This window comes from Agaribacterium sp. ZY112 (genome assembly GCF_041346925.1).
GTDB lineage: Bacteria > Pseudomonadota > Gammaproteobacteria > Pseudomonadales > Cellvibrionaceae > Agaribacterium.
The window spans coordinates 697,614-716,479 of record NZ_CP166840.1 but is presented as its reverse complement, the minus strand read 5'-3'; the positions used below and the strand labels follow the sequence as shown (position 1 = coordinate 716,479).

At 42.7% G+C, this 18,866-nt stretch carries 16 protein-coding genes; 9 read left to right on the top strand and 7 right to left on the bottom strand.

Going from position 1 to position 18,866, the window contains the following annotated elements:
* The first annotated feature begins 190 nt into the window (after window positions 1-190).
* Window positions 191-745 (top strand): DUF4136 domain-containing protein, encoded by a 555-nt coding sequence (locus AB1S55_RS03075; RefSeq protein WP_370980323.1) that lies wholly within the window; start codon window positions 191-193, stop codon window positions 743-745.
* A gap of 59 nt (window positions 746-804) precedes the next feature.
* On the opposite strand, the gene hemB is transcribed toward AB1S55_RS03075, so the two are convergent.
* Entirely contained in the window at window positions 805-1,800 is a 996-nt protein-coding gene (gene hemB, locus AB1S55_RS03070) for a porphobilinogen synthase (RefSeq protein WP_370980322.1), read from the bottom strand.
* Window positions 1,801-2,124: 324 nt separating this feature from the next.
* Here hemB and AB1S55_RS03065 point away from each other — a divergent pair, with 324 nt between their 5' ends.
* The 3 genes from AB1S55_RS03065 (at window position 2,125) to AB1S55_RS03055 (ending at window position 6,260) form a co-directional block, all read left to right on the top strand.
* Window positions 2,125-3,720, top strand: coding sequence for an alkaline phosphatase (locus AB1S55_RS03065; RefSeq protein WP_370980321.1), 1,596 nt, complete (start codon window positions 2,125-2,127; stop codon window positions 3,718-3,720).
* 10 nt (window positions 3,721-3,730) lie between these two features.
* A complete protein-coding gene (locus AB1S55_RS03060; RefSeq protein WP_370980320.1) occupies window positions 3,731-5,401 on the top strand; it encodes an alkaline phosphatase in 1,671 nt (556 codons plus the stop codon).
* 79 nt (window positions 5,402-5,480) lie between these two features.
* The gene (locus AB1S55_RS03055; protein WP_370980319.1) at window positions 5,481-6,260 is read left to right on the top strand and encodes a hypothetical protein; all 780 of its coding nucleotides are present in this window, start codon (window positions 5,481-5,483) and stop codon (window positions 6,258-6,260) included.
* A 9-nt stretch (window positions 6,261-6,269) separates the two neighbouring features.
* Here AB1S55_RS03055 and AB1S55_RS03050 read toward each other — a convergent pair whose 3' ends face one another.
* Window positions 6,270-7,148, bottom strand: a complete 879-nt coding sequence (locus AB1S55_RS03050; protein WP_370980318.1) for a LysR substrate-binding domain-containing protein — start codon at window positions 7,146-7,148, stop codon at window positions 6,270-6,272.
* Window positions 7,149-7,456: 308 nt separating this feature from the next.
* Between AB1S55_RS03050 and AB1S55_RS03045 the strand changes: the two genes are divergently transcribed.
* Both AB1S55_RS03045 and AB1S55_RS03040 read left to right on the top strand, forming a co-directional pair.
* Window positions 7,457-8,182 (top strand): SapC family protein, encoded by a 726-nt coding sequence (locus tag AB1S55_RS03045; protein WP_370980317.1) that lies wholly within the window; start codon window positions 7,457-7,459, stop codon window positions 8,180-8,182.
* A 206-nt stretch (window positions 8,183-8,388) separates the two neighbouring features.
* Window positions 8,389-9,963: a diguanylate cyclase domain-containing protein gene (locus AB1S55_RS03040; RefSeq protein ID WP_370980316.1), complete on the top strand. Its 1,575-nt coding sequence runs from the start codon at window positions 8,389-8,391 to the stop codon at window positions 9,961-9,963.
* Here AB1S55_RS03040 and AB1S55_RS03035 read toward each other — a convergent pair.
* From AB1S55_RS03035 to AB1S55_RS03025, 3 genes are all read right to left on the bottom strand, one after another.
* Window positions 9,960-10,397 (bottom strand): hypothetical protein, encoded by a 438-nt coding sequence (locus AB1S55_RS03035; protein WP_370980315.1) that lies wholly within the window; start codon window positions 10,395-10,397, stop codon window positions 9,960-9,962. The two genes, AB1S55_RS03040 and AB1S55_RS03035, sit on opposite strands and share 4 nt — an antisense overlap.
* Window positions 10,397-11,644, bottom strand: coding sequence for a hypothetical protein (locus AB1S55_RS03030; protein ID WP_370980314.1), 1,248 nt, complete (start codon window positions 11,642-11,644; stop codon window positions 10,397-10,399). The genes AB1S55_RS03035 and AB1S55_RS03030 overlap by 1 nt, the downstream gene beginning before the upstream one ends.
* 91 nt (window positions 11,645-11,735) lie before the next feature.
* Window positions 11,736-12,683 (bottom strand): DUF6635 family protein, encoded by a 948-nt coding sequence (locus AB1S55_RS03025; RefSeq protein WP_370980313.1) that lies wholly within the window; start codon window positions 12,681-12,683, stop codon window positions 11,736-11,738.
* 128 nt (window positions 12,684-12,811) lie between these two features.
* On the opposite strand from AB1S55_RS03025, the gene pgm reads away from it, so the two are divergent.
* Window positions 12,812-14,449 carry a phosphoglucomutase (alpha-D-glucose-1,6-bisphosphate-dependent) gene (pgm, locus tag AB1S55_RS03020; protein ID WP_370980312.1) on the top strand — a complete coding sequence of 546 codons (1,638 nt, stop codon included), beginning with the start codon at window positions 12,812-12,814 and terminating at the stop codon, window positions 14,447-14,449.
* Window positions 14,450-14,589: 140 nt separating this feature from the next.
* Here the strand turns inward: pgm and AB1S55_RS03015 are convergent, their stop codons facing one another.
* Complete coding sequence (locus tag AB1S55_RS03015) at window positions 14,590-15,603, bottom strand: hypothetical protein (RefSeq protein WP_370980311.1); 1,014 nt, start codon at window positions 15,601-15,603, stop codon at window positions 14,590-14,592.
* A gap of 66 nt (window positions 15,604-15,669) precedes the next feature.
* A complete protein-coding gene (locus tag AB1S55_RS03010) occupies window positions 15,670-16,908 on the bottom strand; it encodes a hypothetical protein (RefSeq protein WP_370980310.1) in 1,239 nt (412 codons plus the stop codon).
* 421 nt (window positions 16,909-17,329) lie between these two features.
* On the opposite strand from AB1S55_RS03010, the gene AB1S55_RS03005 reads away from it, so the two are divergent.
* Complete coding sequence (locus AB1S55_RS03005) at window positions 17,330-18,295, top strand: acetylating acetaldehyde dehydrogenase (protein WP_370980309.1); 966 nt, start codon at window positions 17,330-17,332, stop codon at window positions 18,293-18,295.
* A 73-nt stretch (window positions 18,296-18,368) separates the two neighbouring features.
* On the top strand, window positions 18,369-18,842 hold the full coding sequence (locus AB1S55_RS03000; protein WP_370980308.1) for a transcriptional repressor: 474 nt from the start codon (window positions 18,369-18,371) through the stop codon (window positions 18,840-18,842).
* Window positions 18,843-18,866: the final 24 nt, after the last annotated feature.

The window sequence follows — 18,866 nt, the reverse complement described above, 5'->3', positions numbered from 1 at the left end:
TCTTAAATGCTCAATGGTACAAATAATACGTATAAAATTCATCCCTAAGGTAAATTTCAGTTAAGAGCAATGAGCAGCTTAGCGTGTTCTTTTAATAATTGATCAATGTCTTTTCATCGTCATTTGTGGATGATTAAATAACAGATATTACCATTGATTATCTACCATATCTCAGAGAGGACGAAATATTATGTTGAGTCGCATTGTTTATCGTTTTTGGCTGCAATCCGTCATTATATTGTTTTTGTCTGCGTGTGCTTCAGGTCCAGTTGTTGAGACGCAGAGCTCAAATGATTTAGACATGTCTAGTTATCCTAGTTTTGCATTCTTCTCTCCTTTAAGTACAGATCAGAATGGCTACTCATCGATATTGACTCAAACATTAAAATCTACAATGCGCAGCGCACTGGAGGCTAAGGGGTATGTTTATCAGGAGAAAAACCCATCGATGTTCGTTAACTTCACAACTACCTCTAAACAAAAGACCAGTGTCGATACTGAGCCTGCGATGATGCCAGTCTTTCCTTTGCGCGCAGGCCTTTATGGGGCTTGGGGCGGTTATGGTGATGTCGACGTTGAGCAGTATGAGGATGGCACGTTGCTTGTTGATTTGATCGATGCCAAGAAAAATCAAATGATCTGGCAAGGTAGTGCGCACGCAATTGTGAAAGAGGATCCAGATGCTAATACCAAGAACCTGGAGCGTGCAATCACACGTATGGTTGAAAAATTACCAGCGTCTTAAAGGATTCTAGGTGCTAAGGCTGAAGGCTGATTTAGGTTCAGCCTTCCTTCATTGTGACTTTAAGCTTTTAAAAGCTTAGCGGCATCTTTGGAGAAGTAGCTCAAAATGGCATCTGCACCAGCACGCTTAAAACATAATAAGCTTTCAAGAATAACCGCATCACTGAGATAGCCTGCATTTATGGCAAGTTTGTGCATGCTATATTCACCGCTGACTTGATAGGCAAAGGTGGGCATTTTAAATTCGTCTTTTACACGACGCACAATATCTAAATAAGGCATGCCGGGTTTAACCATAACTATGTCCGCGCCTTCATCAATGTCTAAAGCAACTTCGTGCAAAGCTTCATCACTGTTGGCTGGATCCATTTGGTAGGTCGACTTATTGGCTTTGCCAAGATTGCTAGCTGAGCCTACTGCATCGCGGAAAGGGCCATAATAGGCCGATGCGTATTTGGCGCTGTAGGCAAGAATACTGGTGTTAATGTAGTTATGACTATCTAAGGCTTCGCGTACCGCTGCAATACGGCCATCCATCATATCTGAAGGAGCGATGACATCGGCTCCAGCTTCGGCATTAGTGCAAGCTTGTAGGCGTAAAGCGCTAACTGTTTTATCGTTTAATACATAACCCTTGTCATCAATGATTCCATCTTGCCCGTGTACGGTATAGGGGTCTAAAGCTCCGTCACAAATAATGCCCATTTCAGGAAAGCGCTGTTTAACAGCGCGCACAGTTCGTGGTATTAAACCCTCACTATTATGTGCTTCCTCACCATGAAGGCTTTTTAGGTTGTTCTCAACATTCGGAAATAAGGCAATAGCCGGAATGCCTAGCTCAAGCAGTTCTTCCACTTCCTGTAATAGGGAGTCTATACGCATGCGGTTTTGCCCGGGCATGGATTCAATGGCTTGTTTTTCTTTGCCCGGGCCGTCCAATACAAACATCGGATAAATAAAATCTGCGGCACTTAAGCTGTTTTCTTGAACAAGGCGACGGCTGAAGTTGGCAAAGCGATTGCGGCGTAAGCGAGTGGTTGGAAAAGCGCGGCTCATAAGATAATCCTAAAAACGAATGCCGCTATGGTAGGGCTTGGGGCCGTGAAATTAAAGCCTATAGCGGGCATCTTACTTATTAGAGTTGTATTGATTGTTGTCGTATTTTGTAGTTAAGGCCATTCGTCAGTTAATGATACCCTGTAACATCTTAATCAAATCGTCATGATTCTGTAGTGTTGTCTTCATAAAAGCTGCATGAGACTGACACAGTCTGGCGCTATTTTCTTCATTCCTAAAGTTTACCGCCTTTAAGTATTGGTGGTGAGCTTCCTCGTATCATTTTTAGATGTGAGGAGTTAATCAATATTATGGAGTGGAAGAATGAAAGGCATAGCCACCTTAAGTGCGCTAGCGTTGGCCGTAAGTGCCAGTGTTCAGGCTCAAGTCTTGCCGGCCTCACAAAGCAATTCGCCTTGGTATAGCGATGCGCAAATGAATGTTGAAAAAAAATTGCAGCGTTCACAGGCGACAAAAGCGAAAAACGTTATTTTATTTGTCGGTGATGGCATGGGCGTTTCTACCCTGACCGCAGCGCGTATCCTTGAAGGCCAGATGAATGGTCAAAGTGGTGAAGAAGGCTATTTAAGTTTCGAAACTTTCCCCTACAGCGCTTTGGTAAAAACCTATAACGTTGATGCTCAAACCCCTGACTCTGCAGGCACGATGACCGCAATGATGAGCGGTATTAAAACGGATGTGGGTGTTATTGGCGTCGATGAAGATATTGTTCGTGGTGATTGTGCAACTGTGGCAGGTAACGAAGTCGTCACTGCATTAGAGCTGGCTGAATTGAAAGGATTGAGCACTGGGGTGGTGAGTACGGCGCGTATTACTCATGCAACTCCTGCGGCAGCCTATGCAAAATCGGCAGATCGTAACTGGGAAGATATCTCAGACATGGGTATTGATGAGAACCCTGAGCGCGTAAACTGCGAAGACATTGCTAGTCAATTAATTCACTTTGAAGCCAATCTTGAAGCGCGTTTTGAAGGTAGTGATGTTGATGGAATTGAAGTCGCTTTTGGTGGTGGTCGTCGCCATTTCTTGCCTAAAGACGAAGCCTTTAATGTTGAAAAAGATGCAGCAGCAGGTGCAGAAGGCGATCGCAGTGATGAGCGAAACCTGATTGAAGAGTGGAAAACACTTTACCCTCAAGGCAGCTACGTTAATACACAAGCCGAATTCGATGCAATTAATGCAGCAGAGACCCAGCGTGCTTTTGCGCTATTTAATGAAAGCCATATGCGCTATGAAGCCGATCGTCTAAATGATGTTGGTGGTGAGCCAAGCCTAGCTGAGATGACGAGCAAGGCCATTGATATTCTCGATAATAATGATAAAGGCTTTTTCTTAACGGTAGAGAGTGGTCGTATTGATCACGGCCACCATGCTGGCAGTGCTTATAACGCTTTAACAGACACTATTGCTTTTGCTGATGCTGTACAAGCGGCCGTTGATGCAACTAGTGCAGAAGACACACTAATCTTAGTTACCGCAGACCACAGCCATGTGTTTACGATTGCAGGTTATCCAAAGCGTGGCAACCCTATTCTTGGAAAGGTAGTTGCTGTGGGGCAAGACGATGTAGCTCTTGCTGAAGATGGTATGCCTTATACCACACTTGGTTATACCAACGGTCGTGGTTTTGCTGAGCTTAGTGGCGAGACAGACGCGGACATTCGCTACGGTATAGATAGCGATAATGGCCGTAAAGATTTAAGTACAGTTGATACTGAAGACAGTGGATTTCACCAAGAAGCACTTATCCCCACCAGTTCTGAAACTCATGCAGGTGAAGATATTAGTTTACATGCAATGGGGCCAGGTGCTTTTAAGGCGCAGGGTGTAATTGAGCAAAATATTATTTATCACTTAATTAATGAAGCGCTTGAGCTTCACAGCGAAGACGACAAATAAGGGGGTAGTCATGAAAAAGTTTAGCTTGAGTTTGTTGTCTGTTGCCGTGCTAGGTTTAAGTGCATGTGGTGGTGATAACGATAATGATAACGGTAAAGACAAGAATCCAAATCAAGGCAATGTTATTGAAGGCGCTGTTTTAGATAATACAATTAATAACGCTTGGTATGAAGCTGCTTCCGTTAATGCCGCAAGTCCTGTTACTTATGATTCGGCAGAAATACGTGGTAAAGCAAAAAATATCATTCTATTTGTTGGTGATGGAATGGGGGTGAGTACGGTAACAGCTGCTCGTATTCTAGATGGTCAAAATAAAGGCATGATGGGCGAAGAGAATATACTTAGCTTTGGTAAATTCCCTTTTTCTGGTTTAGCTAAAACTTATAATGTTGATGCTCAAACACCAGACTCCGCAGGCACAATGACAGCCATGATGAGCGGTGTAAAAACTGATGTGGGTGTTATTGGCGTTGATGAAGATATTATTCGCGGTGATTGCGCAAGTGTAGCAGGCAATGAATTGGTAAGTGCCTTAGAGCTTGCTGAAATTGCAGGCCTAAGCACTGGTGTTGTAAGTACAGCACGTATTACTCATGCAACTCCTGCAGCAGCTTATGCAAAATCTGCAGATCGCAACTGGGAAGATATCTCTGATATGAAAATTGACGAGAATCCAGAGCGTGAGAACTGTGAAGATATTGCCAGTCAGTTAGTCAACTTTGAAAACAATCTTGAAGCACGTTATAGCGGCTTAGATGTAGATGGTTTGGAAGTTGCAATGGGTGGTGGTCGTCGTCATTTTTTACCTAAAGATGAAGCCTTTAATGTTGAAAAAGATGCAGCAGCAGGTGCTGAGGGCGATCGTACAGATGGCCGTGATTTAATTAGTGAATGGCAGGCAGCGTATAGTGACGGTGCTTATGTCAATAGCCATGATGAATTAAATGCACTTAACCTTGAAAGTACCAATCACTTATTTGCATTGTTTAATGAAAGTCACATGGCTTATGAAGCTGACCGAGAAAATGATGTGCTTGGTGAGCCTTCCTTAAGTGAAATGACGGAAGCTGCTATTGGTGTCTTAGATAATAACGATAAAGGTTTTTTTCTAACAGTTGAGGCTGGGCGTATTGATCACGGTCATCACGCTGGAAGCGCGTATAACGCTTTAACGGATACTATTGCTTTTGCTGATGCTGTGCAAAAAGCAGTGGATATGACTAATCCAGAGGAAACTCTCATTATTGTGACTGCAGATCATAGCCATGTGTTTACTATTGCAGGTTATCCAAAACGTGGTAACCCTATCTTGGGTAAAGTAGTTCCTGTTGGTAGTGATGATCCTAGTTTGGCAGGTGATGATATGCCTTATACCACTCTGGGATATACTAATGGTCGAGGTTTTCGTGATTTAGGTGAAGAAACTGATGCAGACGTAGGTTACGGTTTAGATATTGATGCGGGACGTAAGGATTTAAGTTTGATTGATACTAAAACGTCTGGTTTTCACCAAGAAGCTCTAGTGCCAACTAGCTCAGAGACTCACGCTGGTGAAGATGTGGGGATTTATGCTTCCGGTCCTGGTGCATCACTGGTTACAGGTACTAATGAGCAGAGCATTATTTTCCACGTGATGGATTTTGCAGGTGACTTAGTGGCAAAAGCAGATGCTGCGCTTTAATTAAACTGTCATTTAAAAGTCACAAAATAAATAGCCCTTCACGCTTTTGTGTAGGGCTGTTTTTTTAAGGATGTAGAGCGTGTTATACCCATTGTTATATCGAGTAATAGCCATTTTTTTTGGTCTTGTTTTTTTTGTTTCGTGTAGTGATAAGAAAGAAGTAGATGATTTCAAAAAAGTTAAAGCCAATTTTAGTTGTGATGCATTAAATAAAGATCAAATTATAGCTCGCTATATACAATCGGAAGGCGGTAAAGATAATCGCCAATTAAACTTGTGGCGATTTGGATCTAAAGTCATGCAAGAGTACCTTCCTCCAGCGATTAGTATCTATTGGGCGATTGATGAAAAAGCAGGTATTTGGCGAACTCAGTATTTTGATAAGCATCAGCGTGCAATAGAATACGATGCAGAGCGTTTAGATCAAAAACAGAGTTTAAAGCGTTGGCAACGCTATTCGCAGTTATTAAGTGATGACGATGTGGCTGCAATGGATAAAGAGGGTTCTTACGGTCAAGCTTGTAAGCATGTAGATTATTATACCGAGGTGGAAGGCGATAAAAAGTATAAGTTGTGGTGGTTAAGTGAACTTAAGTTACCTTTACGTTATGAGGTTAAAGCGGAAGGTAATGTAGATTCGACTATTTGGTCACTTGTTCAATTAGATAAAGACTTTAATAAAATTCAACAGGGTTTAGATAAACGTGAAAACTACCATGCTACAGATTTTGCTGATATTGGGGATAATGAAAGCGATCCCTTTTTATTAAATATGATGAACCTAGGTTTTATCGAGCACGGTGCTAGTGGTTTTTATAATGCGGAAGGCCACTCCATGGGTGATGGCCATCACCACTAACCTCCCGCTTTAACCTTCTTGGCAAAGTTTTAACCATTGTTCAAGACTGGCATTGCGATATTTATGTTTATGAACAGCAAGATAGAGAGTGCGGCTGAGATCGAGTTCGTTGCAGGCTAGGGGAACAAGGTTTCCATGTTTAAAATCTTCTTCTAAGCAGATTTCACTTAAGCAACTGATACCAAGGCCTTTACTGACAGCTCGTTTGATCGCCTCGGTTTGTTCTAGTTCAAGTCGAACCTGGGGTTTGCCAGCACTCTTATCCATTGCTCTATCAAAGGTTTGGCGGGTGCCGGAGCCAATCTCTCGTAAAATCCAGCTCTGTTGCTTGAGTTCTGAGGCACTGACTTGCTGTTTTTTTGCGAGTTTATGCTCGGGGGAGCAAAAGCAAACCATCTTATCTTCACGCCAAGCTTGAATGTCTAAATCAGGATGTTGGATCTCACCTTCGAGCATGCCGATATCGATATCAAAGTTGAGTAGCTCATGCTTAATACGTTCAGTATTGGCGATATTCAGATTGATATGAGCCTCTGGTGCTGCTTGCAGATATGCTTCCATGAGATCAACACATAAATAGTTACCAATGGTTAAGGTGGCACCTACTTGTAAGTTCCCTAGAGCTTTGTCGGTGCTAAGTTCTTCCTGAACTTCGGTTGCTAGAGCAAGAAGGGACTCGGCCTTTGTTCTCAGTAAGCGGCCTTGCTCATTAAGTTTTAAGCGCTTACCGATCCGGTCGAACAATTGTACATCAAATTGATTCTCTAGCTCTTTTAGTGCACCACTTGCCGCGCTTTGGCTTAAGGCAAGTTGCTCTGCAGCCCGGCTAACATTTTCATGGTGGGCGATGGCTAGGAATACTTCAATTTGACGCAAGCTATAACGCATGGCTATCTATCTGTTTTTCGGGTTAATGTTGGGGAAGTTATCGATCTTGCTTCTATAGTAGTGCTTCGATGATTTTGAGGCAACATAGATCCATTTAGCTTGTGAGTGCCAGCTAACTTCGGATAACTTGTTTTGTAGGGGCAGTGGCGCTGAAAGTAGTTTTTTTGATAAACCACTATTCCTTTGCCTTTAAATGGGAACCAGCAGTACTTGCCGCAGTCAAAACTTGCCTGATAAGATCAGCTATTTGGCGTGGTAAGCCTATGGGTTACCAGCATTTCACTCACAATAAGTAGAAGACCCTAATTATGTCCACTATGATGTACTACTCGAATCCCACCCCTTTGGACAAAAAGAAGCATAAAGACCTTAAGCTTAAGCGCCAAGATAACTATGCATTCACCGCCGAAAGCAATAGCTTGCCGTTGGCAGGTTTTGAGTTTTTCCAAGCAAGTCGTAGTTTCCCGATCTTTTTTGTGAAGAATGCTGACGGCAAGAGCGTTCCTATTGCTATCTTATCATTTAAGAATAAAAGTCATGACATGGGTGACAAATGGCAGGATGCTTATGTGCCTGCTTATGTGCGTCGTTATCCTTTTGTGTTGAGTTCAGACGGTATTGTTTTGTTTGATGCAGACGCTCCACACCTGCAAGAAGAAGAGGGTGAGGCCCTATTTGAAGGTGAAGAGGCAGAGGCAACAGACACTCTGAAGGCGATTGTTGATTTCTTAAAAACCGTTGATCACGGTTACCAAATGACAGAAGCTTTTTGTGCAGCCTTAAATGAGAAAGATATTCTTCGCCCATTTAAAGGCGGTATTAAAGTTGGTGAGAGCAAGATCAACTTGGATGACCTATATGTGATCGATGAACAGCTTTTACATAGTAAGCTTGATGAAAAAGACGTCAACGAGTGGTTTAAGAAAGGTTGGTTGGCTTGGTCTCACGCTCACTTACATTCACTAGGTAGCGTAAACGAAGTCTTTAAGCGTGCTCAAACAGCAGCTCAAGCTGATGAGGCGGCTGAAGCTTAAGCTTGTTTATTGCCTGTTGATAGATATAAAGCCGCTTATGCGGCTTTTTTTTCGTTTGTAGTTTTTCATTTGGGTGAGGGGCCTAAGCGGTGGTGGGTTTTGGCTTGAGTTGAGCTAAAAATAGTTGTCAGCAAGGCTGCTAGAGCCAGCTATAGTTAAGTCATGCGCACTTTCCTCCATCTAATACCGTTGCCTGAGCACAGTAAATGAAGTTAGGACCTAAGCTGGCACTTTATATTGCCGCTATCGCAATTCTGTTTGCGCTAGTGATGAGTGCCGTTTCATATGTCTCGTTGCAGAAGAGGGTTGCTCTGAGCAGTGAAAGCAGCATCGATAGTCTGATCGCTACGGTTTATAGCATGGCTTCAACTGCGGCTTATATCGAAGATTCTGAGCTGGCTCGAGAGGTGATCGAGGGCCTCGCTTTAAATGATCTTATCTCATGTGCTCGTTTAAGTACGGAAAGCATGACAGTAAGCTCTTCTCCCCTATGCCCTGCCGAAAAAACGTTTCGCCGGCTTATTATTAGCTCTCCCTGGGATAAGAGTGAAGAAGTGGGCAGTCTTGATGTTTTTCTAAATCATAAACACGTTGCACAGCAAGCTCGAGATCAGGTCTATTATGCAGCGCTAGTTCTTCTTTCTGTGATTCTGTTGATTAGCGCGTCAATATCTTTAATTACTTACCTGCTTGTAACAAAACCCATTTCTCGTATGTCATCACAATTACGGATGGTCGATTTTGAGCACAATGTTCATTTGCTAAAAGAGGGGGGGCGCAAAGATGAGCTGGGGGTTATTGGCAAGGTAATCAACTTAATGCTCGTCAATGCAAAAAAACAAATAATAACGGAACAAATACTGGCAAGAAAAACGGAAGAGATAAGTAAGCATGTAAAACTTGTATTTGATCTTTCAGATAATTATTTAGCTGTCTGTGATGAGCGTTTAATGTTACGTTCATCTAATCCAAAATTTGAATCTTTGGTAAAAGCCGCTTTAGGTGAGAACGTATTCGAGCTTAATAAAGATGGTTGGCTTTCTGCGTTTACTGATCAAGAAGAAGAGCTTAAGAAAAGTGTTAAAGCGCATGATGACTATGAACATCCCCATTCTATTGAAGTGAGTGTGGATTTAAAAAATGAAAAAGATGGAACCCGATACTATAAGTTCACCTTTGTGAAGATATTTGTTGAGGGGAATTTTGACAGTGTCTTAGTGTATATTGTTGATCTTACAGAAGATAAAAAGAGGCTGGTTAAAACTGAATACGAAGCTAGTCACGATGATTTGACTCAACTTTATAATCGTTTAGCGGCGGTAAGAAAAGCAAGGCATATGCTAAGTGCCCATGAAGATGGGCAAGAAGTCGCAATCGTATTTATTGATTTGGATGGGTTTAAAGCGATTAACGATAGCCTTGGTCATGATGCCGGAGATCAGTTACTGAAAGTGGTTGCGCAACGTATAGCTGATTCAGTTAGAAAAACTGATATTGCGGCAAGGTGGGGTGGAGATGAGTTTCTTCTCGCTTTATCTTGTGTTAATGAAAATCAAGCAATTATGGTTGGCGAAAAAGTATTAAAGTCGATAGTGCAGCCAATTTTGTTGAAGGATGAGTCTGGTAAAGAAAGTGAACAATATGTTGGTGCTAGTATCGGTATTGCTATCAGTCATGAGCACTTAAGTGATTTTTCTACTTTATCTGATCAAGCTGATAAGGCCATGTATCAAGTTAAAAAATCAGGTAAGAATGCTGTGCTTATGTATCGAGGCGATTAATTTTTAATTGTATAAACTACTTTGACCTTAGATGATAGGTCTTCTTTGCTGATATAAGCAATGGCACTTGGGTTTTCAGTTACTTCTTTAATAATCTCTTGGCTGTTTTTGAAATTATCTGCTGGCGGCTGTACTCGACCAGTATAAAAAAGACGTGCCCAATAAGCGTTAATATAAGAAACCGACTTTCCTGTTAATTTAGTATAAAAGTTGTTTCGGATATCGCTTCCTTTAGCTTGATCTATCGCTTCAAATTTATCGCCATTAGGTAGGCGTCTTGCCCGCCCCATAAAGATATCGATACACTCTTTTTTACTTAATTCATTAAGCTCAGATTGTGGATGGGTAATCACAAAAATATCAGCAAGAGCGATGTCGCTCAATAAGAGAAGAGCAAAGCCGAGAGATTTAAGGTGGCGTTTATGTGCATTCATCAGAAAGTAAAATCCCAGCGAATGCTAATAACTTGCACGTTTGTATTTTGCTGTGGGTATAAGCCATCTTTTCCGCGAAACCAAAGCCCCATTCCTTGTTTTTCTACTTGTTTATAATCCCACTGGGCTTTTAATGCCATATTGAAATGGAAGTCCCATCTTGTACCTACGCTAAAGGTATCCTGATCCCAGCCTTGCCCAAAGACATCTACAAAGCCTGCTATCATCGGGCCTGTTTCAGGAGGGATATTTGTTAATTGATCAGGGGTTTCAGTTTGTGAGCTTGCAAAAATAATATAAGGAGTAAATAGGTCTATATGACGACCGAGGCTAATATAAGCATTATTGGTTGTAGGTAACAATAAGGACTCTGATTTTATATGACCAATTTCACTAATAACACTCCATTTACCATTGTCATAATAAACACCTGCATTGGTGTATCTTACGGTCTTATTCTCAATAGACAGGTCTCTTGAAAGGCTGATGGCACCAGGCCAAATTTGGCTAAGATATAATAAAGCCTGCTGAGCTTGCTCAACTTGTGGCCAGTCTTTTCCGTTGGAGCTTTCTGTCCATGATATCCGAGTGAGCCAATCGCCTTTTTCATATTCGAGGCTAACCCCAAAGGAGTTGTTAAAGCTGAGCTTGCTGGCGCCACTAATTTCATCCTCGATAACAACAACGGTTTCACCATAAGCAAAATTGCTAGTAAGCAGCCCACCCGCTAAGTCTAAGCGATAATGTGCCGTCAGCCCATCTAGATAATTATTACCTGTAGGTGCATAAAACTCTTGTACGGGCATTGTCCATAAGTTGGCAAAACCAATATGGCGGCTGTCACTGAGCATATAAAAACGTTGAGCACTGCGGCCGAGACGAAACTCCAGCTTGTCGTTCGCTTGCCAATTTAGGCTGGCAATTTTTAAAATGGTATCAGCATTTTGAACGGGCTGTTCCCGTAACACTATTTGGCCAACAAATTCGACGTTCTCACTGAACTCAAGATTAGCCTGTAAGCCAAGTAGGCTTAATGAGCTTATATTGATTTCACCTTGATAGCTCGCCTTAGGGTCTGAAAGGTCTCGCCGAAAGCCTAGTTTGTCGCTGTTGGTTGTCAGTGCGCCTATGCTGCCAAAACCGGACAGGCGCAAATCGATCTCTGCTTTGGCCTCTAGGGTTAGCAGTGGTGTAATGGTTAACATGCTCAATGGAATGAGCCGTATGACATGCCGCAGAGTACTCATGGCAAAACCTAAACTGTATATAAATTTACAATAGGAGTTGCAGCTCTACTTTGCCAGTTATTGAGCTTTGGCTGTCTATGAATCAGGCATCTTAAATGGGCAGTTGTGCCTTGATACTGTCAAAGAGTTCGAGAATGCGAGCTATATAAGGGTCTAGGCTGCGATAGCGACTATTGCAGCGCTGTAGTAGGTCTCGTTTTACTTGCTTTTGTATGCGTAATAAGCGGCGTTTATGTGAGCCTGTTAGCGCCAGTATGGGGTCACTTATCAAACCAGAGAAGCTGGCAAAGACTGCAAGCAGTAGTAGAACTATAGCTGTGGCAGATAGCTGTATGCTTAGTTCTGCTTGAGGCGGGAAGAGCCAGTAGTAAAGTTTGCCTGCCGTCTGACCGAGCCAAAATTCACTCTCGGCTTGCCTGCGAGCCCAATAAGCGGCGAGTAACAGTCCAAGACCTATGCCACCTGGGCTGAACTTCTTAAATGCCAGCGCTCCTATCGCCGTACTTATAAGGCTATTGCCAATGTCTGCATGGGCGGTGCGACTTAGTATGAGTTGCTCGAGTGTGTCGTTGATGATTCGCTCTAGTTGTTGTTCCAGCTCTGCTTGTGCTGCAGGTTCTAGCATTTTGGCCGTGCCGCTGATGGCCTCTAGACGCGCTACTATAGAGCGTTGTAGTTCGGCTTTGTTATAAAGTGTATGTTTGAACTTACGGTTAAGCTGTTTTTGAACTTGGGTATAAAAGCCGCTAGGAAGAGCTTTTGCCAATCTGCCCGCTGAGCTCAAACCACAGTATTTTGCTAGACCAAGCAGACATAGTATTAGTAGGTAGAATGGTGCCCAAAAGAGGTTGAGAGGGGCTTTGATTAAATCCCAGCCAAAAGCCACTTTGTTATTTCTCCAGCAGCCGGGATAGAGGAACTCGCGTTTAACAAATATATCTAGCTGTTTCTCAAGGCTTTCAAAATAATCTGAAATACCCCCAGTAATGGCATGATTGATAGCAAGATTTTGCTGTTCTTGAGGATTTATTTGATGCATCTGATTTCGCGAGACTTAAGCACTCGCATATAATAACCTTGCTTTTCATCTGTCCCCAGCGCTTTAAGCCAGCGATTGTGCTTGGCATTCAAGCGGGCAGAGCCATTCATTGTTATGGAACCTATACCATGAGTTTACACAAACGAGCCGGTCAGCGCGCGCAGAGCCAAGACCTGTGTAATATCCCCCGCCTAGTAAGTAACTACTATGTACAGGACCCTAGCGAAGATAGCTTGGTGAGTTTTGGTACCTCTGGCCATCGCGGTAGCTCTAATAATGGCTCTTTTACTGAGGCGCATATTGCGGCCATTTGCCAAGCGCTAGTCGAATATCGTCAAAAAAATGAAATAGATGGCCCATGTTATATCGGTATAGATACGCACGCCCTAAGTGAATGTGCGTTTATGACAAGCATTGAGGTCTTGGTTGCCAATGGTGTAAAGGTCGTGGTGCAAGAAGGACGTGGTTATACGCCAACACCGGTTATCTCACATGCTATCTTGGCTTATAACAAAGGGCGAACTGAAAGTTTGGCCGATGGTATCGTTATTACTCCTTCGCATAATCCTCCTGAAGACGGTGGTTTTAAATACAACCCACCTAATGGCGGGCCAGCCGATACTGATATCACTTCGCTGATTCAAGAGCGTGCCAATGAGATCATCCTTACAGATCCTGAGGCTGTTGAGTTAATGTCATTTACAGAAGCGTGGGCTGAAGTTGAAGAATATGATTTTATTCAGCCTTATGTTGATGACCTAGACCAAGTTCTTGATATGAAGGCGATAGCCGAAGCTGGTGTGAAAATTGGTGTCGACCCGCTTGGGGGCTCAGGTATCGCCTACTGGCCGGTGATTGCTAAGACTTGGGGTTTGAATATTGAACTGGTTAATAATGAAGTAGACCCGACCTTTTCGTTTATGTGTCTAGATAAAGACGGCAAGATTCGTATGGACTGTTCTAGCCCTTCAGCTATGGCCGGCTTAATCGACATGAAAGACGACTTTGATGTCGCTCTGGGAAATGACCCTGATTACGATCGCCATGGCATTGTCACACCCAGTGTGGGCTTGATGAACCCAAACCATTACCTCGCGGTAGCCATTAATTATCTATTTACTCATCGTCCTCAGTGGTCTGACCAACTCATGGTTGGTAAAACCTTGGTGAGCTCCTCTATGATTGACCGAGTGGTTGAAGATCTAGGGCGAAAATTAGCAGAGGTGCCGGTTGGCTTTAAATGGTTTGTTGATGGCCTCTATGGCGGCACATATGGTTTTGGCGGTGAAGAAAGTGCTGGGGCGAGTTTTTTACGTAAAGATGGCAGTGTTTGGAGTACCGATAAAGACGGTTTTATCCTTGCGCTACTGTCAGCTGAAATTAAAGCAGTCACAGGTAAAGATCCCGGTGAGCTCTACCAAGAGCTAACAGAGAAGTATTCGGCCCCAGTTTATACTCGTATTGATGCAGCCGCGACGGGGCCACAAAAAGACGTCCTTAAATCATTAAGTGCGGATGCTGTTCAAGCTGAAACCTTAGCTGGAGACACTATTACCGCTAAGCTTACACATGCACCTGGTAATAATGCGGCTGTAGGTGGTTTAAAAGTGGTGACTGCCAAAGGTTGGTTTGCTGCGCGACCTTCTGGTACCGAAGAGATCTATAAAATTTATGCCGAAAGCTTTGTTGGTGATGAGCATTTGCAACGTATTTTAAGTGAGGCGCAAGACATAGTAAGTGCCACTTTCGCCCAGGCTGGAGTTTAATTTTGTAGCGAAGGTTTAATTAAAATATTGTTTCTTGAGTATTAAAAAGGCCGCATCACAAGTGATGCGGCCTTTTTGTTTGCACTAGATCTGTTTAAAGGTTCAGTTAAGAGCTTTTTGTGTCTAGTTATCTTATGGCTTTAACTGCTTTCTATAGAGAGATAAACCATAGTCTGGTTGACTAGTTGATAAGCAACCTCGCCAAAGGTCATAGGGCCTGTGAACTGCCCAGTTTTTTGCCCTTCCAATTCAGAATAAAGGAAGTTCAAGATACAGTTACAAGAAAATGTAGTTGCATGATTGTTGTGCTGAGAAAGCTCTTTATTAAATGCTTCAACGTAGTTATCTACCGGCGTCGCGAAGTGATATTCAATATCGGGGAAGACGGGCGCGTAAAGTTTTACCTCGTCACTCAGGACTTCTTGTATGCTGACGTTGACCATCATGCCACAGTAATCGGCTACTAAAGGTAAGCGTGTATCAATATTGTTTTCTTTAATGTAGTCAGCTAGTTTGGCTGTTTGGCCACCGATGTTACAGTCGTTTGTACTAAAACCTTTTTCACTAAAAGAAATGGCAGGGCCACTACCTTGAGTGAATAGATTTAAGGTCTTAACTTGTGCAACTTGGTTTTCGTGCAGAGGTACATGCATCGCTACAGCTTGGCTGCCTGTTAGCATGCCTGAAGCGGGACCAAAACCAACTTTAGGGCTTTGGCTGCCGAGTTGATCTAAGTGTACACCGCTAATCCAACCGATAATGGGCGAGAAATACATATTCGGAAAATCTGGCGCTTCTTGAGCGTAGCTTAGATGTACTTCAGAAGATGCTGGAAGAATGACAATCGTAAAGCCATGCTCTGGGCTTTCTTTGGCGATACGTGAAATCGACTTCACATCGTACATGGTGACACGAGGTAGCTTACTGTTAATGCCCTCGAGGGTGTTAACGTAAAGCTTATTTTGATCTGTTAAACCACCTTCACTAGACATAAAATAGGGGATGCTACCTGCAATCCAGTTTCCTGATGGTAGCCCTTCAAGCTGGCTTTCGTCTCCAGCAATGATTAAGTAATCGCCCTGTTCAATTTTTTGAATGACCGTTTCACGATCAAGCAGTTCATTATTAAAAGCGATATTTCCGTCTCCGGCCATGATTCTCTCCTAGGATAACAATACAGCAGCTACTTCAATATGTAGCCAGTGTTAATACGAATGTGCTTAGCTGGCGTTTGTTTGAGTAACTACAGCATTCAATTCTCGTTTTAGAGCTTTTTGGTTTTGCTGCATAAAGTTGCGGATGCTTCGTGCGGCCTCTAGTTTAATAACCGGATCTTGGGTGCTTTTGACCTGTGCGCGTAATTTAGCAATTAATAGTTTGTAGGCGATATTATCGCTAGGTACGGTTTCATCATTAGTTAAAATTTGCTGCCAGATGGTGTGATCTGGGTTGGGCAAACGCACTTTGGTTTTTTCATTGATTGCCATGGCACGGTTAATCAGTACCAGTTCAGGCTTAAGTGTACGGTGGTGGCGTTTTACATATTCTCTTAAGGTCTCAATAGCACCAACGCGTGTGGCACTATCTTGGCCGCGTAAAAAGACGATACGCTGACGAGAGATAAGCAGGTTAAGTGGTACACTTTGCGAATTTAGGCTGAGCTTGCCGGTAAGTAGGTCTATCCACACAGGGTTCTTTAAAGCGGGTAGTACTAAGCGCTGCTTTTGTTTCTTTGCTGCGGCTTGGCGGCGAGCTTTTTCATTGTTAATTCCGCATAGCTGTTCGATCTCGTCATCCAGCTGACTAATATTTGCAATACAGAACTGTCGTAGCTTGCTGGCGAGAGCAACCAGTTCTTCTTCGTCATTAGATTTTGCTGCTGCAAGTTTTAGTTTTGAGAGTAATAACTTTAATGGCAGCAAGTTTGTACGTACATGAATTTGGTCTTTAAGAACTCTTGCCCAGATTGGGTCACTTTCTGTAGGTAGATAAACCAGTGACTGTGTTTGAGCTGGTGCTTTATTGATGTCGTCTTTAATTTGCGAATAAAGCTCGGAGCTGATTTGAAACTGAGAACAAGTTAATGACTCGGGAACACCACTGATACTCGCTAAAGCTACTTGCTGTAATAAATAGTTGGAGTAGTTACGGCTTGGGTTACCCAAATAAGAGGGGGTGTTTAAGCTAGTAAGGGTAATATTGTCACTGCCCGGTGCAGGCGTTTCTGCATGAATCACACACTTATAGTTTCCTAGTGGCATATAAATCCACTGGCCTGCATGTTTTTCAAAATCGTTGTTTTTATTATTCTCTATAAAACCAAATAGTTTTTTCTTATCTTTGCTTTCAATATAGATGTTTGCAATGTGGCGATGAGCATCAAATTCTACAGAGCTGATATGCCAAGGGGGTTGAATTCCCAATATCTCTTCAATGTTTTTGAGATCGATTCTTTCCATTGAGTGCCGCCTTGTAAGAAAGATTGTATAAATGTGTCATTTTAAGATGCGGCATGATACACAAAAAATCAATCTGATCTTGCATGTTTGTTAAATGATTTTCTACTTGTTACAGCGGGGCTATAACCTTTTTATATATACGTACCATTATGTCGATAAGGGCGCCATTTAGGTCTGGTTTTGATTGAGGTCACTTCTTATTGCTCGCTTTTAGCTGTGTCTTTAAAGCGGCGTAATTACTTTATCTATTTTGTCTGTTTCAGTTTTATTAGTGAGGTTGTTTAAGGTGCCAATAAAAAGATAGTCGCGTATTTATTTTATTTTTGAGTCCTAATTCCGCTTTTCTCCTCTGTTATTTTCTTGAGGTTTTGTTTAGATAAGGGGGACGAATTTTTATGCGGTCTAGATGGAGGATGTACGCATGGTAGAAAGTAGCTACGAGAAAGGAAGGCAAAAATTACGTGTGGGCATAATTGGTACAGGGAAGATTGGTACTGATTTGTTAATGAAGGTATTGCGCTCGGAACAAATGGATTGTGAATTGTTCGTTGGGCGTAATTTGCAGTCGCCAGGTATGCAAAAAGCTCAACAATTAGGCGTTCGTGTTAGTGACTTAGGAATTAAAGCTTTTGAGGATGATAGTCATCAATGTGAGCTGGTTTTTGATGCGACAGGGGCTGAGCACCACCGTGAGCATGCCAAGGTTTTTGCTAAGAAAGGCATCAAGGCCATTGATCTAACGCCAGCAAAAATGGGCCCTCTTTGTATTCCTGCTTTAAATGAGCAGGTCATATTAAAAGAGTCAAATGTCAATATGGTGACATGTGGTGGCCAAGCATCAGTACCCGTTTGTGAAGCTGTCAAAAAAGCAGTACCTTCCTTAAAGTCAGTCAGTGTTCATACTCTAGTGAGTGATGACAGCATTGGCCAAGCTACTTTAGATAATATTGACGATTATTATGCAACGACAAGCAAGGCGATTAACCAGTTTGCCGGTGTTGATAATGTGTGCATCGATTTGGAGGTCGATGAGCCGGGTCGTCAGCCAACCATGTGTACTACCTTAAATTTCTCTATCGACGAGTCTGAGCATATGACAGCGCTGGAAGCTCTTGAAGTGAGAGAGAAAGAATTAAAGCGTTATGTACCTGGCTTAAGCATCGAAACAAAACTGGGTGGCCAGCACTTATTAGTTAAAGTAACGGTTAGTGGCATGGGGGATTGGATTCCTGCTCATGCGGGTAACTTAGATATCATAAATTGTGCTGCAATTGCTGTTGCTGAGCGTTATGCCCTCTCGCTTAGTGAACAGAAAACCAGCTTGTTTAATAAGTTGTTTGACCCATTTACACGTATCGTGGGTGGCCGCCAGTTGGCAAATGCCTAATTAAGGCGGTTTTGTTAATGCAAGTGGGCGTGCATAATGCGCCTACTTGTTTTAATGAATCTTGGTAGATGTGGTGCCTCTTACTTTTCCAGTCCATGTAGAAAAAGCACTTTTAAGAGCAGAGCACGACTGTGTTTCTGCCGGTGTACGTTTGACCCCTAAGCGTAAGCACCTATTGGCTTTGTTGCTGATTGAGCATCAGGCCCTAACTGCCTATGAGTTGGTTGATGCCTATACCGAAGCTTATGGCGATAAGCTTCCAGCTATGTCTGTTTATCGTATTTTACAGTTTTTAGTTGAGCACAAGCTTGTACACAAGCTTGAAACCACCAACCAGTTCTTGGCTTGTTCACATATCACCTGTGAGCATGAACATAACATTCCACAATTTCTTATCTGCGATAAATGCCATAAGGTTGAGGAAATCGCTCTGCGTGCTGAGCTTGTTAAGGAACTAAGGGGGAGTGTTGAGCGTACTGGCTTTGTGCTTTCCAATCAGCAGCTTGAGTTACGTGGTTTGTGTCAAGAGTGCTCTCTAGCGGGTTAAGCCTTAATTCGTATTGTCTTAAAT